We start from the raw sequence: 16,488 nt of genomic DNA on the forward strand, positions 1-16,488 counted from the left end.
TTAGCGCGCGGTGCGAACCGCATTTGCAAGAGCCGAAGTCAGCTCCTTTAGCTTGGCGGGAGCCTCTTTGCCAAATTCGCCGACCAATCCGACGAATGCTGAGCCAACAACCACACCGTCTGCGACCTTGGCAATTTCAGCGGCTTGTTCGGGTGTCCTTACACCAAATCCAACCGCTACGGGCAGATCAGTCGATTGCTTGATGCGTGTCACATTGACTTCAATCGAGTCGATAGCGGCCTGCTGCTTGCCGGTGATGCCTGCCACGGAGACATAATAGAGGAAACCTTCCGATCCATCGATCACGGCGGGAAGGCGCGCCGCGTCCGTCGTCGGCGTAGAAAGGCGGATCGGTGCGACGCCTTGAGCGCGCAGGGCAGGGCCAAGTTCCTGATCTTCCTCTGGCGGGATATCGACGCAGATCACGCCATCGACGCCGCATCCCTTGCATTGTTCGGCAAACCATTCCGGTCCGCGCCGGATCATGGGGTTGGCATAGCCCATCAGGACGAGCGGCACGTCAGGGTGCCGCGCGCGGAACTCGTTCGCGATCATCAGGACGTCGCTGGTGGTCGTGCCTTTGCCCAAGCTGCGCAGGTTTGCCGCCTGGATCGCGGGGCCATCGGCCATCGGATCGGTGAAGGGCATGCCTAGCTCGATCACATCCGCGCCGCCTTCGACCAGCGCGTCGAGATTGGCAGCAGTGTCGCCATCGCCTGCGGTGATGAAGCAGACAAGCGCGGGATGGGCTTTCGAAAAGGCTGAGGAGAGGCGGGTCACAAGATTGCCCCCTCACCTTCAGGGGAGGGGGTTGGGGGAGGGGCCTGCCTCAGCTCTCTCACTAAAGCACTCAATCGCTCCAGCACCCCATCCATATTCTCCATCACATCGGCGTTTCGAAATCTGATCACACGGTATCCCTGACTTCCCAGATATTGCGTACGCGACGCGTCGTATTGTTCATGCCCAGCGTGAGTATCACCATCAAGCTCAATCACCAGCTTCGGCTCGTTCGCAGCAAAATCAGCGATAAAATTTCCTATCACTTTTTGACGACGAAACTTGATTCCTTGGAACCTCCCGGCGCGTAGTTTCAACCACATGCGCGATTCGGGCTCAGGCATGGCCTTGCGCATATCTTTGGCGCGCTGCGTGAGGGTGGCGTCGCGCATTACCCCTCTCCCAACCCTCTCCCCTGAAGGTGAGAGGGCTTTTGGGGCTTGCTCAAGGCTGAGGAGAGGCGGCTAGTCAATTGAGCCCCGCAGATCGGAAGCTTGCGCAAAGGATTCATTCAGCTGTTCGATAGTGATAATCCTATCGAATGCCTTCCAGAATGGGTTTGAGTATGCCGAGCGGATCTCGGCTTTCTTTGGAAAACGGCCGTCCGCCATCATTTCTCCAATTTCCCGAGAAAGGCGATTGAATGATTTCTCCCCATTCTCGATTCTATATTCCTCAAGTGCGGCGCCAAGACTTGGGTAAAGCTGGTCTGCCATCTGGTGCCAATAGCACTGCATGAAATCGACAAAAGCTGTGGAATTGCAATTTGCCGCATCTGACGGGTTTTGCCCGCTCACATCTCCACCCCAAGCTTTTCCGCTACAGTGAAGATGTCCTTGTCGCCGCGACCGCACAGATTCATCAGGATGATCTGGTCCTCGCGCATCTGCTTGGCACGGTCGGCAACAGCTGCGATGGCGTGTGACGGTTCAAGCGCAGGGATGATCCCTTCCGTCCGACAAAGCAGCTGGAAACCGTCCAATGCCTCGTCATCGGTCACTGCGGTGTATTCGACCCGTCCGCTCTCTTTTAGCCACGCATGCTCCGGTCCGATGCCGGGATAGTCGAGGCCTGCCGAAATCGAGTGGCCTTCGGTGATCTGGCCGTCCTCGTCCTGCAGCAGATAGGTCTTGTTACCGTGGAGAACACCGGGCGATCCGCCGAGCAGGCTCGCCGCATGTTCATCACCATCCAGGCCATGTCCTGCGGCTTCGACACCGAGCATTTTCACGTCGGGATCATCCAAGAACGGGTGGAACAGCCCCAGCGCGTTTGAGCCGCCGCCAATGCAGGCGACCAGCAGGTCCGGCAGGCGTCCGACGCGTTCCAGCATTTGCTCGCGCGCTTCCTTGCCAATCACGCTCTGGAAGTTGCGCACCATCTCCGGATAGGGATGCGGCCCCGCCGCCGTGCCGATGATGTAGAACGTGTCATGGACATTCGCGACCCAATCCCGCAGTCCTTCATTCATCGCGTCTTTCAGCGTCGCGCCGCCGCTGGTCACGGGGACGACTTCCGCGCCGAGCAACTTCATGCGGAAGACATTGGGCGATTGCCGCTTTACGTCCTCGGCGCCCATGTAAATCACGCAAGGCAGGCCGAACCGCGCGCAGACGGTTGCCGTTGCAACGCCATGCTGGCCCGCGCCGGTCTCCGCAATAATGCGCGTCTTGCCCATGCGGATCGCGAGCAGGATCTGCCCGATGCAATTGTTGATCTTGTGCGCGCCGGTGTGATTGAGCTCGTCGCGCTTGAACCAGACCTGCGCGCCGCCGAGCGCGTCTGTCAGCCGCTCAGCGAAATAGAGCGGGGAAGGGCGCCCGACATAATGCTTCATCAGGTCATCAAACTCGGCCTGGAACGCCGGATCGGCCTGCGCCGCGCGGTACTCCTTCTCCAGATCGAGGATCAGCGGCATCAGAGTTTCGGCGACATAGCGCCCGCCAAACTGGCCGAAATGCCCGCGATCATCGGGCTGGTTGCGGAAGGAGTTGGGTGTTGTCTCGTTCATAACAATCTCACGCTTCGCGGGCCGCCTTACAGAAGGCCGCGATCAAGTCCACATCCTTGATGCCGGGCGCGGTCTCTACACCCGAAGACGTGTCGACTAGAGTGGTTCCCGTCTGGCGGATCGCCTCGGCAACATTTTCCGGCGTCAGACCGCCTGCAAGCCCCCAGGGAAGCGCGCCGTCATAGGCCTCGAGCAATCCCCAATCGAAGCCCAATCCCATGCCGCCCGGAAGCGCGCCTTTGGGTGTTTTGGTGTCAAACAAGAGGAAGTCAGCGACGTCGGCATAGCGCACCGCTTTCGTCACATCTTCAGCCGTTTCGACGCTCAGGACCTTCCAGACAGGCAGGCCAAACTTCGCCTTCACTTCGCGCACGCGATCAGGCGTCTCCTTGCCGTGCAGTTGGAGGATGTCGAGTGCTCCAGCACGGAGGTTTTGTTCAATAAACCCATCTGTAGCATCGACGAAAACGCCAACTTTTGAAATTTCATTTCCTATGTTGGAAACGATCTGAGCCGCTGTACTTACGCTTACAAAACGCGGGGAGGGCGGATAGAAATTCAAGCCAATATGCGTCGCGCCCGCATCAATCGACGCCGCAATCGTCTCAGGCGTTGTAAGCCCGCATATCTTGATCTGATTTGGCATTCGAGCGCTACAGCGTTGCTTCGATTTCGCGCGCAGCCATGACTGGATCCACCGCTTTGCTGATCGGGCGACCGATTACTAGCACGCTGGCTCCATCATCGCGCGCTGCGCGCGGCGTAACCACCCGCTTCTGATCGCCCGTGGCTTTCCCTTCAGGACGAAGGCCCGGAACGACGAAAAATCCGTCTTTCCATTGCTTGTGCACTGCGCCGACTTCGTGGCCTGAACACACAATCCCATCGAGCCCTGCTTCCTGCGCGAGATCGGCCAGGCGCAGGACCTGGTCATTCGCAGAGCCGCTAAGCCCAGTGCGCGCCATATCGCGCTCGTCCAGGCTAGTGAGCATTGTGACTGCGACAACCTTGCAACCGTCAGCAGCCGCGGCCTTCGCATCTTCCATCATGGCGCGCCCGCCGCTTGCATGGATGGTCACAATGGCAGGTTCCAGCACGTGGATCGCCTGCATAGCGCCTGCGACAGTGTTGGGAATGTCATGCAGCTTCAAATCGAGAAAGATTGGCAGCCCGCTCGCATGTGCGATCTCATGGACACCGTGATGGCCATGCGCGCAGAAGAATTCGAGCCCCAGCTTTACTCCGCCAATGTGCCCTTTCAGCTTCTCGACCAGCGCTTTGGCCGGATCAATCTGAGGAACATCAAGCGCAAGATAGATGGGGTTGGTCACGAGGCTCGCTTTATTCGCTGGCTGGTTTCAATGCGTCGGAGGCAGGAGCAGACTGTGCTGCGGGTGAGGCAGGCGCAGCGGGCTTTGGCTCGTGACGGGCCAGCGCTGCATTGCGCGCGGCATTTTCAAGCGAGCTGATCCGGCGGTTAAGCTGCCATTTGACCCCGCGATGGAGCATCCACATCGGGATAAGGCCCAGAAGGAAAGAGACAATCACCAGCACAGGGACTTTGGTTTCCAGCACCAGGCCTTCCCACAAGGTGACTTCGACAGCGTCCCAATTGAATGCGGAAAACAGCATGATTGCTGCCACGATTACAACCCAGATGACTGTGCGAACGATCTGCATTTCAGATCCCCTCTCTTCCTCAACTAATGCCGCGAGACTAGGCGATTTTCCGCCAAAGTCTAGGGAAGCTCTGGGTTAATCGAGCACACGGGCGAAGATCGTTTCGACATGCTTGAAGTGGTATTCAAGGTCGAATTTCTCTTCGAGCTCAGCCTCTGAAAGCGCAGCGGTGACTTCTTCGTCCTGCCTGAGCAGGTCGAGCAGCATCAGCGCGCCATCCGATTCCCATACTTTCATCGCGTTACGCTGGACCAGGCGATACGCATCCTCGCGGCTCACGCCTGCTTGCGTCAGCGCCAGCAGCACGCGCTGTGAGTGGATCAGGCCGCCCATGCGGTCCATATTGGCCTGCATCCGCTCCGGATAAACGAGCAGCTTGTCGACCACGCCGGTCAGCCGCGCGAGCGCGAAGTCCAATGTGATCGTCGCATCTGGGCCAATAAAGCGCTCGACGGAAGAATGGCTGATGTCCCGCTCATGCCACAAAGCGACATTCTCCAGAGCAGGCATCGCGTAGGCGCGGATCATGCGTGCCTGGCCGGTGAGGTTTTCCGTCAGGATCGGATTGCGCTTGTGCGGCATCGCTGACGAGCCCTTTTGGCCCGGAGCGAAATACTCTTCCGCCTCCAGCACTTCGGTGCGCTGCAAATGGCGGATTTCCACCGCAAGCCGCTCGATAGAGCCAGCAATTACGGCGAGCGTCGAGAAATACATCGCGTGGCGGTCACGCGGGATCACCTGCGTAGATACTGGCTCGACTGTCAGACCCATTTGCTCAGCGACATATTCTTCGACGGAAGGGTCGATATTGGCGAATGTGCCGACCGCGCCGGAGATCGCACAGGTCGCGATTTCTGCGCGCGCTGCTTCCAGCCGAGCCTTGCAGCGATCAAACTCGGCATAGGCCTGAACGAGTTTTAATCCGAAGGTCACTGGCTCTGCATGGATGCCGTGGCTGCGGCCAATCGTAGGGGTGAATTTGTGCTCTTCTGCACGGCGTTTGATCGCTGCGAGAAGATCATCGAGGTCAGCGAGCAAAATGTCGGTTGCACGGGCTAATTGAACGGCCAGCGTGGTATCAAGCACGTCAGAGCTGGTCATGCCCTGATGCATGAAGCGAGCCTCGTCGCCGACTTGCTCTGCCACCCAGGTGAGAAATGCGATCACGTCATGCTTGGTGACCGCTTCGATTGCGTCGATGGCGGTAACGTCGATGGTCGGGTTAGTCGCCCACCAATCCCACAGCGCTTTTCCGGCGCTTTCAGGGACCACACCAAGTTCGCCGAGCTTTTGCGTCGCATGGGCTTCGATCTCGAACCAGATGCTGTACTTGGCCTCAGGCTCCCACAAGGCTGTCATTTCAGGGCGGGCATAACGCGGGACCATCGGATTCTCCTGCTCTGGTCGCTGGGCTTGGAATATGGCTGGCGCGGCTAAGGCGGGCGGCAGGGCTTGGCAAGCTCTGTCTTGGGATGGTCCACATGCAAGACTTGCAATTGACTTGGCGCTCATGCTCGTTAGCCCTTGTAACTACAGGACGATTACGAGTTTTCGAGGGGCGTTACCATGAAACTGGCTTTGCGTGCGTTGCTGACGTCGACGGCGGCAGTGTGTCTGACTTCTACAGCATGGGCGGGGGAGGGTCCGCTCTATGCTGACGCGCCTGATTGGGTCGATGAGCCAGTGGTCACTGCTGAAGATGCAGAGAGCACCAATCTTTTCCTTCTCCTCGAACAACAGGCACGTCTGGAAGACGGCCTCGTCTCTGTCTACTCGGACTTCGCTGTCGAACTGACGTCTCCGGAAGCTTTGACGCAGTTCGGTACGCTTAATGCAGCCTGGCAGCCCGACAAAGGCGACTTGATCGTTCACCGGGCCGAGCTGCTTCGCGACGGCGAAACGATTAATCTGCTTGAGAACGAAGAAAAGTTCGACGTATTGCGGCGCGAACGGCAGCTTGAGCGACGCACTCTGGATGGCGTTCTGACTGCCACGATGCCGCTCACTGGCGCTCAGGTCGGCGATGTCTTGCGGCTGAGCTATACGGTCACCAACAGGGACCAGGCGCTTGGCGAAGAAATGCAATGGCAGACCGGTCTGATAGCCGAACCCGTTCCACTGGAGAAAGGATCGATCACAGTCTCTTGGCCGGTCGACGAGCCTATCCAGTATGGCAAGTTTGGCGATTTCGAGATTGGCGATCCGGTAGAGCGCGATGGCTACATGTATTGGCGTGCCGAAGTGCCGATCGCAAAACCGGACGATCGTCCATCGGATGCGCCTGCCCGCTATCGATTGACGCCGCGCATGCTCGTCACTTCGTTCCAGGATTGGCCTGATGTCTCCAGCTCCATGGCGCCGCATTACGACATCACAGATAGCATCGCTGAAGGTGGCGACCTGGCGGCAGAAATTGCGAAGATCGCTGCAACAACCGACGATCCGATGATCCGCATGGCCATGGCGACGGAGCTGGTTCAGGATGAGATCAGCTATCTCCATAACGGCCTTAATGGCGGCAACTACCTTCCTCAGATGCCTGAAGAGACATGGGAGAAGCGGTTTGGCGACTGCAAGGCCAAGTCTGTCCTGCTGCATGCGGTGCTGCAAGAGCTTGGGATAACTTCGGAAGTCGTTCTTGTTGCATCGCAAGGGGGCGACGCCTTGGCAGTCTTGACCCCGCTGCCCGGCAACTTCGATCACATGATCGTTCGGGCAGAAGTCAATGGCGTTTCTTACTGGATCGATGGCACGACCTCCGGAACTCGGCTTGATACGATCGATACTGTGCCGCGTTTTCATTATGCTCTGCCAATCCGTGCGGATGGCTCTGACCTATTGCCAATGGATGTGCGCCCGCAGGCCAATCCTGACCAAACGACATATATCACTATGGACCAACGCGCCGGGCTGTTGCTGCCGGCAATGGTTGATGTGAAGATCGAGTTCCGCGGCTCTACTGGTGCGCAATGGCGCACTGTCGTCGAACAGGAAGGCGAAATTGTTGAGGATGCGATTTCATCGACATTGAGCTCAACATTTGGCTCGACACAGTTCAGGGATGAAGATGTCACCTATGACGAAGAGCGGGGGGTTGCCACGCTCACAGCCAAGGGGTTGATGAGTTCGCCGTGGAGCCGCGAACGACGCATCTATGAATTCTCTGCGCCAGCTGAAGCGGCTCGCACTATCGGCTTCGGAGCAAACCGCGCGAGGGCTGACTGGCGCGACATTCCGTTATCGCTCAACGGGCCGATTTATCATCGCAGCGAGCTTGAATTGCTGCTTCCCGATGAAACGTCTCCTTTCACCATTAAAGGCGACGCTAAACTTGCAGAGACAATCGGCGCGGTGGAGCTGGGGTCAAACGCAGAGCTTTCGGAGGGCCGCTATATCCTGTCGCAAAGCATGCGCACGATCGAACCGGAATTGCCGGCAGACCAATTGCGCGATGCGAAGCGCGGTTTGAACCGGTTTACTCGCGCTTTGCCGACCCTTCGTTCCGGTCAAGATGTGCGCGAATTGTGGGAGTATTCCGAAAAGGATGCAGACCTGATCGCACCGATCCTTGCATTCTACGACGCTGAAGTTGCGGACGCTGAAGAAGATGATGAAATGCCGCTGTTCAATCGGGCGGATTTTCATTCTGATCTCTACAATTTTGAAGCGGCGCTTGCGGATATTGAAGCCGCGATGGAAGTTGAGGCGTCCCGTGAGCTTTATGATTGGCGCAGCTGGCTGAAAGTCCGGCTAGGCGATCTCGAAGGCGCTTTGGAAGACTTCGAGATGATGGAAGAGCTGCAACCTGATGGCAGTACCTACGAAAGCCGGATCGAAGTTCTCGCTTTGCTCGACCGCGCCGATGAAGGGCTCGAACTTGCTGAAGACTATCGCGGACTTGGATCAGACGAGGTCACAGAAGATGTATTGATGGCTATCGCTTTGGGTTGGGCTGGTGACGCCAAAAGTGGCTTGGAGCTGCTAGAAGCGCAGCGGGAAATCCGGCCTGGCGATGGCAATCTGCTGAACAATATTTGTTGGCATGCTGCGACAAATGACATCGTGACAGATGAGCTGCTCGCCACCTGCACGGAAGCAGTCGAGAAGGGTAACTACGCAGCAAATGTTCTCGATAGCCGTGCCTTCGCGCATTACCGCATGGGCAATCTTGAAGCGGCCAAGGCTGATCTCGATTCTGCTCTCTTGCTGAAGCCTGATCTTGCCGGTTCGCGCTTGCTGCGCGGTATTGTGATGCAAGAGCTTGGCGACAAGAAAGAAGGCAAGGATGAGGTGAAACTCGGCTTGAAGAAGAATCCCATGAATGGACCCATCTACAAGGCGTGGGGATTGAAGTTCTGAGCTAGCGCTTCAGATCAATCCCTTCGCGCGTAGGCTAACATGACCTTCACGTCCGACGATCACATGATCGTGGACGGTCACGCCGAGAATCCTTCCAGCTTCTGCGATCCGCTGGGTTATAGCGATGTCTGCCTTGCTAGGTTCCGGACTGCCACTGGGGTGGTTATGGACGAGGATCAGGGCGCTTGCGCCTAGATCCATGGCGCGGCGAATGACCTCACGCGGGTGGATTGCAGCTTCGTCGATCGAACCGTCACCGACATGGTGATCGTCGATCAGGCGGTTTCTTGTGTCGAGATAAAGCACCCGCACGCGCTCTACCGTCAGATGCGCCATATCGATCTGGAGATAGTCCAGCAGCGCTTGCCAGCTGCTTAGAATGGGCTTCTCTGACACTTTGCTTCGCGCCATGCGGCGAGCGGCGACGGCCACGCTTTTCAACGCCGCTGCACTCGTTTCGCCAACGCCTTTGGTTTGCTTCAAAGCAGCAGGGTCAGCGTTCAGGACGGCGGCCAATGATCCGAACCGCGCCAGCAACGCTTTCGCGACAGGTTTGGTGTCACCTTGCCGCATGCCTGCAAAAAGCAAGTATTCGAGGATTTCATAGTCAGCAAGCGCTTCCGCCCCTCCGCCAAGCAATCGCTCACGCAGCCGCGCGCGGTGGCCCAGATGCCCCGGCTTCTCCGGCGATAGCGATGGAATGTCTTCAGCTTGCGGCAATGCGCTCCCCGCCAGTGACTGAGGTCTTGATGGCGCATTGCCTTTCGCGAGGGTTCCGCGCAAGAGTATGAGCCGAATGCCTGAGGGTCAAAGTCCGTTAGAAGCGCCTGCGATGCGCGCCCGCCTGTGGCCTCGCCGCAAGCGCTGGCAATTCGTATTTGGAGTGTGCCTGCTTCTGATCGGATTGGTCGCCTATGCGTGGTTTTCGCGCGAACAGATTGCGCGTGAGATTATCTCTGACGAACTGGACAGGCTGAACATTCCGGCAAGCTATTCGATCAACTCGATTGGCCCGGAAGTTCAAGTCCTGCACAATGTCGTGCTGGGCGATCCGGATCGGCCTGATTTCACTGCTGATGAAGTCCGAGTAAAGCTGGTTTACGGATTAGAAGCGCCCACAATCGGGCAGATTTCACTTCTCAATCCACGCTTGTTTGGCAGCTATCGTAATGGCCAGTTGTCATTTGGATCGCTCGATTCCGCTATATTCGCGCCGAGCGAAGAAGCGCCCGCTCTGCCAGACATGGACATGGATTTGCGTGATGGCAGAGCGCTGATTGAGAGCGATTTTGGCGATTTCGGGATCAAGGCAGAAGGGCAAGGAAATCTTGCGGATGGCTTTGTTGGTGTGCTTGCTGTCAGTGCGCCAGAGCTTGCAAATGAGAGCTGTCGGGCACGCGATTTGAGCGTTTTCGGGCAGGTCAAAACCTCGAGCAGATTACCGAGTTTTAACGGGCCTGTGCGGGTTCGCGGTGTTTCCTGCGCAGACCAAAGCTTGGCTGCGAATGCGCTTGACTGGCAGTTGGAGCTAACTGGAGAATCGGACTTTAGCGGTTTTGATGCCGATGGCGCTTTTGATGCTCAAAGCCTGTCCGGGGCCGGAGTGAATGCGCGATCTGCCAGAGGTGAAACGCGCATCACCTTGAACGGAGAGGGCCTGCGTTCGCGTTTCGATATCACGGCGCAAGATGTCGCTAATGACACTGTCAGAGCAAGCAGCCTCAACTTGGCCGGCGGCATGCGCGCGCAGAGCGATCTCACCTGGATAAACGCTGATGTCGATGCGGAGGCATCGGATGTGCGCCTTGCAGAAACGTCGAGGCAATCACTTGACGAACTGCGATCCAATGCCGCGTTTGCTCCATTTGCGCCTTTGATGGAGCGGTTGAAGCGCGGCTTGGACCGTGCGCAAGCTGGCAACTCACTGCGTGCGACTGTCAATGTTCGCCAGAGCGTCGGAGCTGCATCCTACGTTATCCCGCAAGCATTAATGCAGGACGATGCAGGCGTGACAATCGCCTCGCTTTCGCGGGTCCGACTGCAATACTCCGATGGTGACAGTGTTCCGCGCATTGACGGCAATGCGGTTATATCCGGACGAGACCTCCCCCAGATCACCGCGCGCATGGAGCAATTGGATACGGACGCCTCGGTCATGCGTGTCAGGATGGAGCCCTATGCGGCAGGAGGCGCGAGTCTTTCCTTGCCTGAGCTTGCGGTCTCGCAAGATCAAAGCGGCGCGCTGCGCTTTGCCGGGCGCGCGCTTGCGAGCGGAGCGATGGAAGACGGAGCCACGGTCGACGCGCTTTCGTTGCCGCTTCAGGGGCGTTGGGACCCGCATGCGGGGTTGGCAGCAATTACGCGCTGTGCGTCGGTAATGGCTCGACGCATCTCCTATTCTGGCATCGACCTGTTTCAGCCACGCATGGAATTGTGCCCGAGTGGGCAACGCGCGGCCTTTCGGCTCCGTGACGGCGTGTTTGCTGCCGATCTGAGGGTTAAGCCGATGGATCTTAGCGGCATCTATGACGGCCAGCCGATATCTTTAACTTCGGGCGCGATCGCGTTTTCTAGCACACGCGGCCTTGCGGCTAGCGATGTGTCGCTCGCGCTAGGCAAGGGGGAAGGTGCGTCACGCTTTGCTCTTGCCGAGTTGAATGGTGCTCCCGGTGATGCATGGTCAGGAGAGTTTTCCGATGCAGCCTTCGCGCTGGGCGCGGTTCCGCTCGATATCTCTGACTCGTCGGGTGCATGGCGGTTCGCGGACGGTGAGCTATTCATCAGCGATGGCGCACTCAAAGTGTCCGACCGAGAAGCTGATCCGCGGTTCGAGCCGCTTGTCGCACGCGGAGCTGCCATGTCGTTCGAAGACGGCTTGATTTCAGCGAGTGCAGACTTGCGTGAACCCTTCAGCGATCGCCTGATAACACGAGTTTTGATGCAACATGACTTGGAAAGCGGCTCCGGAAGCGCGGACCTGCTTGTGCGAGACCTGCGCTTCGATGAAGGCTTACAGCCTGCTGCAGGCTCTGACGTATGCTTGAACCGCGCGAGCCTCGCGCCCGATTACCGCCCGAGCGATCCCGGGCTTAGCTGCCTCGCATTGGGCATCATCGCTAACGTTGAAGGCAGCGTCAGCGGGCAAGGGCAGATCAACTGGACACCCGACAGTGTCACCAGCAGCGGCGATTTCACAACTATGGATGCTGATATGGCGGCCGCTTTCGGTCCGCTTAGAGGAGTAAGTGGGACAGTCCGCTTCACTGACCTGCTTGAGCTGACCACCGCACCGAACCAGGTTTTCAATATTGATGCAGTCAATCCAGGAATTGAGGTGTTCGACGGAACGGTCGCGTTCAATCTCAGCGAAGGGCAAGTGCTGGAGATCGAAGGCGGGCGCTGGCCCTTCATGGGCGGGGAGCTTGCCTTGGAGCCTGCCCTGCTCGATTTCCGTGAGCCGATGGACCGCCGCTATGTGCTGCTCATAGACGGGCTCGATGCTGCGCGCTTTATCGAGCAGATGGAGCTTGGCAATATCAGCGCAAGCGGCGTGTTCGATGGTGCAGTCCCGATCGTGTTCGACACTGATGGTAATGGCCGGATCGAGCAAGGGCTGCTGACGTCGCGTCAGCCTGGCGGCAACGTCTCCTACATCGGCGAGCTGACTTATGAGGACTTAGGCGCGATGGCGAACTTCGCATTCCAGTCGCTACGCTCGCTCGACTTCACGCAAATGGAAGTAGAAATGAACGGTCCGCTGACCGGCGAAATCATCACGCGATTGAAATTCGACGGCGTAAGCCAAGGGGAGGGCGCTTCTAACAACCTGATTACGCGGCAGATCGCCAAGCTCCCGATCCAGTTCCGTGTAAATATCCGGGCCGACTTCTACAGCCTACTGACCAATCTGCAATCGATGTATGATCCTGCTTTCGTGCGTGATCCGCGCGAATTGGGGCTGCTGGAAAGCGACGGAACGCGCTTCACTGTGCCGCAACCCCCTGAAATGCCTGCACTTAAACCCGAAGACCCCGAGGAATCTGACAATTCGGATGAACCTGCCATTCAGCCTCAAGAAAGCGAAGCACTGCCATGAAACACTTCAATTTGACCGCACTGCGCTGTGGTGTCACACCCGCCAAGCTGAACGCGAAGGAGGGATCGTGACGGACATGCGCAGCGCCGGTTGGAGGATGGGAGCGGCGAGCTTGCTTGCAGCGGTCCTGAGCGGATGCATCAGTGTTGATGCGCCAGACGGACCGATTGTGATCGAGCTCAATGTGAACATCCGTCAGGAAGTGATTTACCGGCTCGCAGATGACGCGGCGAATACGATTGAAGAAAACGCGGATATTTTTTGAAGCCGATATTTTTTAGAGGAAGTGGCCCATGGCTATCAAGAACATGCAAAAACTGGCGATCAGCGGAGCGCTTGCAGCGCTCGCGCTGACAGGTGTTGCCGGCGTCGCCTACGCGCAGCGTGACCCAGCCTATGAAGCGGCTCGTTCGTCAGGCCAGGTTGGCGAGAAAATGGATGGTTATCTTGGAATCGTCGGCAACGCTTCGCCGGAGCTGCAGCGCCTAGTCGATGACATCAACATTAAGCGCAAGGCAGTCTATTCAGAGCGTGCACGGGAATCGCGCGCGACGCTTGAAGAATATGCTCTGACAGCAGGCTGTCAGGCGATTGCCAGAACGGTTCCGGGGGAGAAATATCAAGCGCCGGACGGCACGTGGCAGACCCGCACCAGCGCGCCGCCATTGCGCGATCCGCGCTGTCCGTAAAGGCACATAGCCGCAACCGCGCCAGCTCGGTTGCGCAAAGCGCAAGACTGCTCTTCGAAAAAACAACCGCTGAGCGGGGACGAAACACCTTCCACCGGTTGACTCGGATATGCCCCCCTTCTAAGGGGTGCGCGCCCTCGGCGGGCACCTCTTGCCCGTGCTGCGCATTCCCTTGATCTAAGGAGGCTGGCATGAACGAAGAGAAGCCCGCTCAGGAACCCATTGGTGAGGATGCGCGGATCGACGCGCTCGAAGAGCGGCTGAAGGCTGCACGCGAGCGGGAAGAACAGCGCAACCGGCCGCAAGTGAAGGGGGTCGATGCGAACTATCGCAGCGGCAACCGGGTGCTAGCGGATTTACTCGGTGGGATCTTTGGCGGCGTCGTGATCGGCATGTCGATAGACTATTTTGCCGGAACATCGCCCTGGGGTCTGTTGGTGATGCTATTCATCGGAATAGTTGTCGCCTTCAGGAACATTATTCGTGCGGCGAACACACGCCCCGACGATCCTAAAAACTAGGATCATAATCGGGGCGCGTTTCACATAAGGCTTAAGGACAAAGCGATCGTGGCAGCCGAAGGCAAAGTCGATCCAATGAAGCAGTTTCTGATTGAGCCTGTGGTAGGCTCTGGTTGGGAAGTTGCCGGATACAACATCGCATTTACGAACTCTGCGATGTGGATGTTGATCACCACTGTCCTGCTGTGGGTGTTCGTAGCCGGCGGCATGAAGCGCCAGCTCGTGCCCGGACGTTGGCAGATGGCTGTCGAAAGCTTCACCGGCTTCATCGACGATATGCTGGAGGCCAATGTCGGCAAGGAAGGGCGCAAATATGTGCCTTACATCTTCAGCCTGTTCATGTTCATCCTCTTCGCCAACCTGCTCGGCCTGCTGCCGATTGGCGTCGTTGGCCTGCACCCGTTCACTTTCACCAGCCACTTCACTGTGACAGGTGTTCTGGCGATCCTGAGCTTCTCGATTGTCCTGATCGTGGGCTTCTGGAAGCACGGGCTGCATTTCTTCAGCCTCTTCGTGCCGCACGGGACGCCAGCACCGATGATTCCAGCCATCGCGCTGATCGAATTCTTCTCATTCATGATCCGCCCTTTCAGCCTCGCACTGCGTTTGTTTGTTGCGATGATGGCGGGCCACGTCCTGCTCAAGGTTCTCGCGAGCTTCGTCATCAACGGCATCAATGCCGGAGCCGGGATCGCTGCACTCGTCAGCGTTCCGAGCTTTATCCTGATGATCGGCATCAGCGCGCTGGAGATCCTGGTCGCGGGCATTCAGGCATATGTTTTTGCACTGCTCACGTCGCTCTACATCAACGACGCTGAGCATCTGCACTAAGAGTTTTTCACCCTTCAATTTACTGACAAAAGTTTTTCCAAAGGAGTTTTCAAAATGGAAGCAGAAGCAGCCAAGCTCGTAGGCGCTGGCCTTGCAGCAATCGGTGCCGGCATGGCCGCCATCGGTGTGGGTAACGTGTTCGGTTCGTTCCTGGAAAGCGCTCTGCGCAACCCGGGCGCAGCAGACGGCCAGCAGGGCCGCCTGTTCATCGGCTTCGCCGCAGCTGAACTTCTCGGCCTGCTGGCATTCGTTGTGGCGATGATCCTGATCTTCGTTGCCTAAGCGATTTTGCGAATATGCGCCGGAGGGCTCGCTCTCCGGTTTGCATATTCGTGCTCTGACGATTTTATAATCGGAACGAAGTCATGCCTCAGATAGCTCAACTTCCTGAATTCTGGTCGAGCCAGGTTTTCTGGACTCTGATCTTTTTCGGCCTCACCTTCTTTGTCATCGGGCGAGGAATGGTGCCGAAAGTGATGGATACGGTTGCCATGCGCGACAAGCAGATCGCTGACGATCTTGCTGCAGCGCAAGCCGCGCGTGATGCGGCAGACGAGCAGGAAGAAGCATGGCGCAAGCGCGAGAATGAAAATCGCGCTCAGGCTCAGGCTGTGATTGCCAAAGCGAAAGCAGACGCAGCGGCCAAGTCTGACAAGAAGATCGCCGCTGCTCAGAAGCGTCTCGACAAGAAGATGGCGGAAGCTGAAGCTGAAATCGCCGCAGCACGTGCCGCAGCGATGACGGAGATTGAAGGCGTGGCAGCCGATGCGACGCAAAGCATCGTCGAAAAGCTAGCAGGTTCGTCCGTTGACGGCGCTGCGGCTCAGGCTGCTGTGAAGGAGGCATTGGCTCATGGCTGATACACTTTTGCTCCTCGCTGCAGCGGGCGAAGCTGCGAGCTATTCTGAACCAACCGCTTTGGGCCTCGCTGCCTATAAGTGGGTTTCCGTTGCGATGCTGGTGCTGTTCGGCATATTCGTGTGGAAGAAGGTTCCGGGTCTCGTCACAGGCGGTCTTGACAAGAAAATCGCTGAAATACGCGACCAGCTCGCAGAAGCGAAGTCGCTGCGTGAAGAAGCGGAAAAGCTCCGCAACGAATATGCAGCCAAGATCGCTAATGCGGAGAAAGACGCAGAGGCAATGGTCGAAGGCGCGCAGCGCGAAGCGGATGCGATCCTTGAAAAAGCCGAGGCAGACAGCAAAGCGATGGTCGCCCGCCGCAAGCGTATGGCAGAAGACAAGATCGCTGCGGCTGAGCGCGAAGCGGTGGAAGACGTACGCGACAGTGCGGTTGCCGCGGCCACTGCGGCGAGCCGTAAGCTCATTGCCGAACGCCACGATGCGAATGCAGACAGCAGGCTGGCCGATGAAGTGATTTCGTCGATCTAACCCTTCGCAAATGGCGAAAGAAACAAGGCGATCCCTCGGGGTCGCCTTTTTCTTTGCGCGATTGCGGATTTCGCTTGGCTTATCGGCTTAACTCTTTATTGCGAACCATTCTCAAATTTGATTGATAGGGAT

Annotated in this window: 18 protein-coding genes; 9 read left to right on the forward strand and 9 right to left on the reverse strand. The window is 57.7% G+C overall.

Translation table 11 applies throughout. The features are described 5' to 3' along the window. The 8 genes from trpA to purB all read right to left on the reverse strand — a co-directional run bounded on the left by trpA (position 1) and on the right by purB (position 5,857). Positions 1-780 carry a tryptophan synthase subunit alpha gene (gene trpA, locus HUO12_RS02610; protein ID WP_176272130.1) on the reverse strand — a complete coding sequence of 260 codons (780 nt, stop codon included), beginning with the start codon at positions 778-780 and terminating at the stop codon, positions 1-3. Next, a complete protein-coding gene (locus HUO12_RS02615; protein WP_176272131.1) occupies positions 777-1,172 on the reverse strand; it encodes an endonuclease domain-containing protein in 396 nt (131 codons plus the stop codon). The genes trpA and HUO12_RS02615 overlap by 4 nt, the downstream gene beginning before the upstream one ends. Before the next feature lie 72 nt (positions 1,173-1,244). Then, positions 1,245-1,577 (reverse strand): hypothetical protein, encoded by a 333-nt coding sequence (locus HUO12_RS02620; RefSeq protein ID WP_176272132.1) that lies wholly within the window; start codon positions 1,575-1,577, stop codon positions 1,245-1,247. Then, positions 1,574-2,791, reverse strand: coding sequence for a tryptophan synthase subunit beta (trpB, locus tag HUO12_RS02625; RefSeq protein ID WP_176272133.1), 1,218 nt, complete (start codon positions 2,789-2,791; stop codon positions 1,574-1,576). Before trpB ends, HUO12_RS02620 begins: the two co-directional genes overlap by 4 nt. 7 nt (positions 2,792-2,798) lie before the next feature. Further along, entirely contained in the window at positions 2,799-3,437 is a 639-nt protein-coding gene (locus HUO12_RS02630) for a phosphoribosylanthranilate isomerase (protein WP_176272134.1), read from the reverse strand. Between the two features lie 7 nt (positions 3,438-3,444). Next, positions 3,445-4,122, reverse strand: a complete 678-nt coding sequence (gene pyrF, locus HUO12_RS02635; protein ID WP_176272135.1) for an orotidine-5'-phosphate decarboxylase — start codon at positions 4,120-4,122, stop codon at positions 3,445-3,447. Between the two features lie 10 nt (positions 4,123-4,132). Beyond that, the gene (locus tag HUO12_RS02640; RefSeq protein ID WP_176272136.1) at positions 4,133-4,471 is read right to left on the reverse strand and encodes a DUF1049 domain-containing protein; all 339 of its coding nucleotides are present in this window, start codon (positions 4,469-4,471) and stop codon (positions 4,133-4,135) included. A 75-nt stretch (positions 4,472-4,546) separates the two neighbouring features. After that, the gene (gene purB, locus HUO12_RS02645; protein ID WP_176272137.1) at positions 4,547-5,857 is read right to left on the reverse strand and encodes an adenylosuccinate lyase; all 1,311 of its coding nucleotides are present in this window, start codon (positions 5,855-5,857) and stop codon (positions 4,547-4,549) included. A gap of 180 nt (positions 5,858-6,037) precedes the next feature. On the opposite strand from purB, the gene HUO12_RS02650 reads away from it, so the two are divergent. Beyond that, positions 6,038-8,830, forward strand: coding sequence for a DUF3857 domain-containing protein (locus tag HUO12_RS02650; protein WP_176272138.1), 2,793 nt, complete (start codon positions 6,038-6,040; stop codon positions 8,828-8,830). A gap of 9 nt (positions 8,831-8,839) precedes the next feature. Here HUO12_RS02650 and radC read toward each other — a convergent pair whose 3' ends face one another. Further along, positions 8,840-9,550: a RadC family protein gene (gene radC, locus HUO12_RS02655; RefSeq protein ID WP_176274249.1), complete on the reverse strand. Its 711-nt coding sequence runs from the start codon at positions 9,548-9,550 to the stop codon at positions 8,840-8,842. A 76-nt stretch (positions 9,551-9,626) separates the two neighbouring features. Between radC and HUO12_RS02660 the strand changes: the two genes are divergently transcribed. The 8 genes from HUO12_RS02660 (at position 9,627) to HUO12_RS02695 (ending at position 16,356) form a co-directional block, all read left to right on the forward strand. Then, complete coding sequence (locus HUO12_RS02660; protein WP_176272139.1) at positions 9,627-12,926, forward strand: intermembrane phospholipid transport protein YdbH family protein; 3,300 nt, start codon at positions 9,627-9,629, stop codon at positions 12,924-12,926. Next, complete coding sequence (locus HUO12_RS14470) at positions 12,883-13,191, forward strand: YnbE family lipoprotein (protein WP_232367285.1); 309 nt, start codon at positions 12,883-12,885, stop codon at positions 13,189-13,191. Before HUO12_RS02660 ends, HUO12_RS14470 begins: the two co-directional genes overlap by 44 nt. A gap of 28 nt (positions 13,192-13,219) precedes the next feature. Continuing rightward, entirely contained in the window at positions 13,220-13,615 is a 396-nt protein-coding gene (locus tag HUO12_RS02670) for a YdbL family protein (protein WP_232367286.1), read from the forward strand. A 191-nt stretch (positions 13,616-13,806) separates the two neighbouring features. Then, positions 13,807-14,136, forward strand: a complete 330-nt coding sequence (locus HUO12_RS02675; RefSeq protein ID WP_176272140.1) for an AtpZ/AtpI family protein — start codon at positions 13,807-13,809, stop codon at positions 14,134-14,136. Between the two features lie 45 nt (positions 14,137-14,181). Then, positions 14,182-14,967, forward strand: a complete 786-nt coding sequence (locus HUO12_RS02680; protein WP_176274252.1) for a F0F1 ATP synthase subunit A — start codon at positions 14,182-14,184, stop codon at positions 14,965-14,967. Positions 14,968-15,021: 54 nt separating this feature from the next. Then, positions 15,022-15,249 carry a F0F1 ATP synthase subunit C gene (locus HUO12_RS02685; RefSeq protein WP_027442220.1) on the forward strand — a complete coding sequence of 76 codons (228 nt, stop codon included), beginning with the start codon at positions 15,022-15,024 and terminating at the stop codon, positions 15,247-15,249. Positions 15,250-15,332: 83 nt separating this feature from the next. Continuing rightward, the gene (locus HUO12_RS02690) at positions 15,333-15,827 is read left to right on the forward strand and encodes a F0F1 ATP synthase subunit B family protein (protein ID WP_176272141.1); all 495 of its coding nucleotides are present in this window, start codon (positions 15,333-15,335) and stop codon (positions 15,825-15,827) included. Then, complete coding sequence (locus HUO12_RS02695; RefSeq protein ID WP_176272142.1) at positions 15,820-16,356, forward strand: F0F1 ATP synthase subunit B family protein; 537 nt, start codon at positions 15,820-15,822, stop codon at positions 16,354-16,356. Before HUO12_RS02690 ends, HUO12_RS02695 begins: the two co-directional genes overlap by 8 nt. Positions 16,357-16,488: the final 132 nt, after the last annotated feature.

Origin of the sequence: Altererythrobacter lutimaris, from assembly GCF_013371495.1 — a bacterium.
Taxonomy (GTDB): Bacteria; Pseudomonadota; Alphaproteobacteria; order Sphingomonadales; family Sphingomonadaceae; genus Erythrobacter; species Erythrobacter lutimaris_A.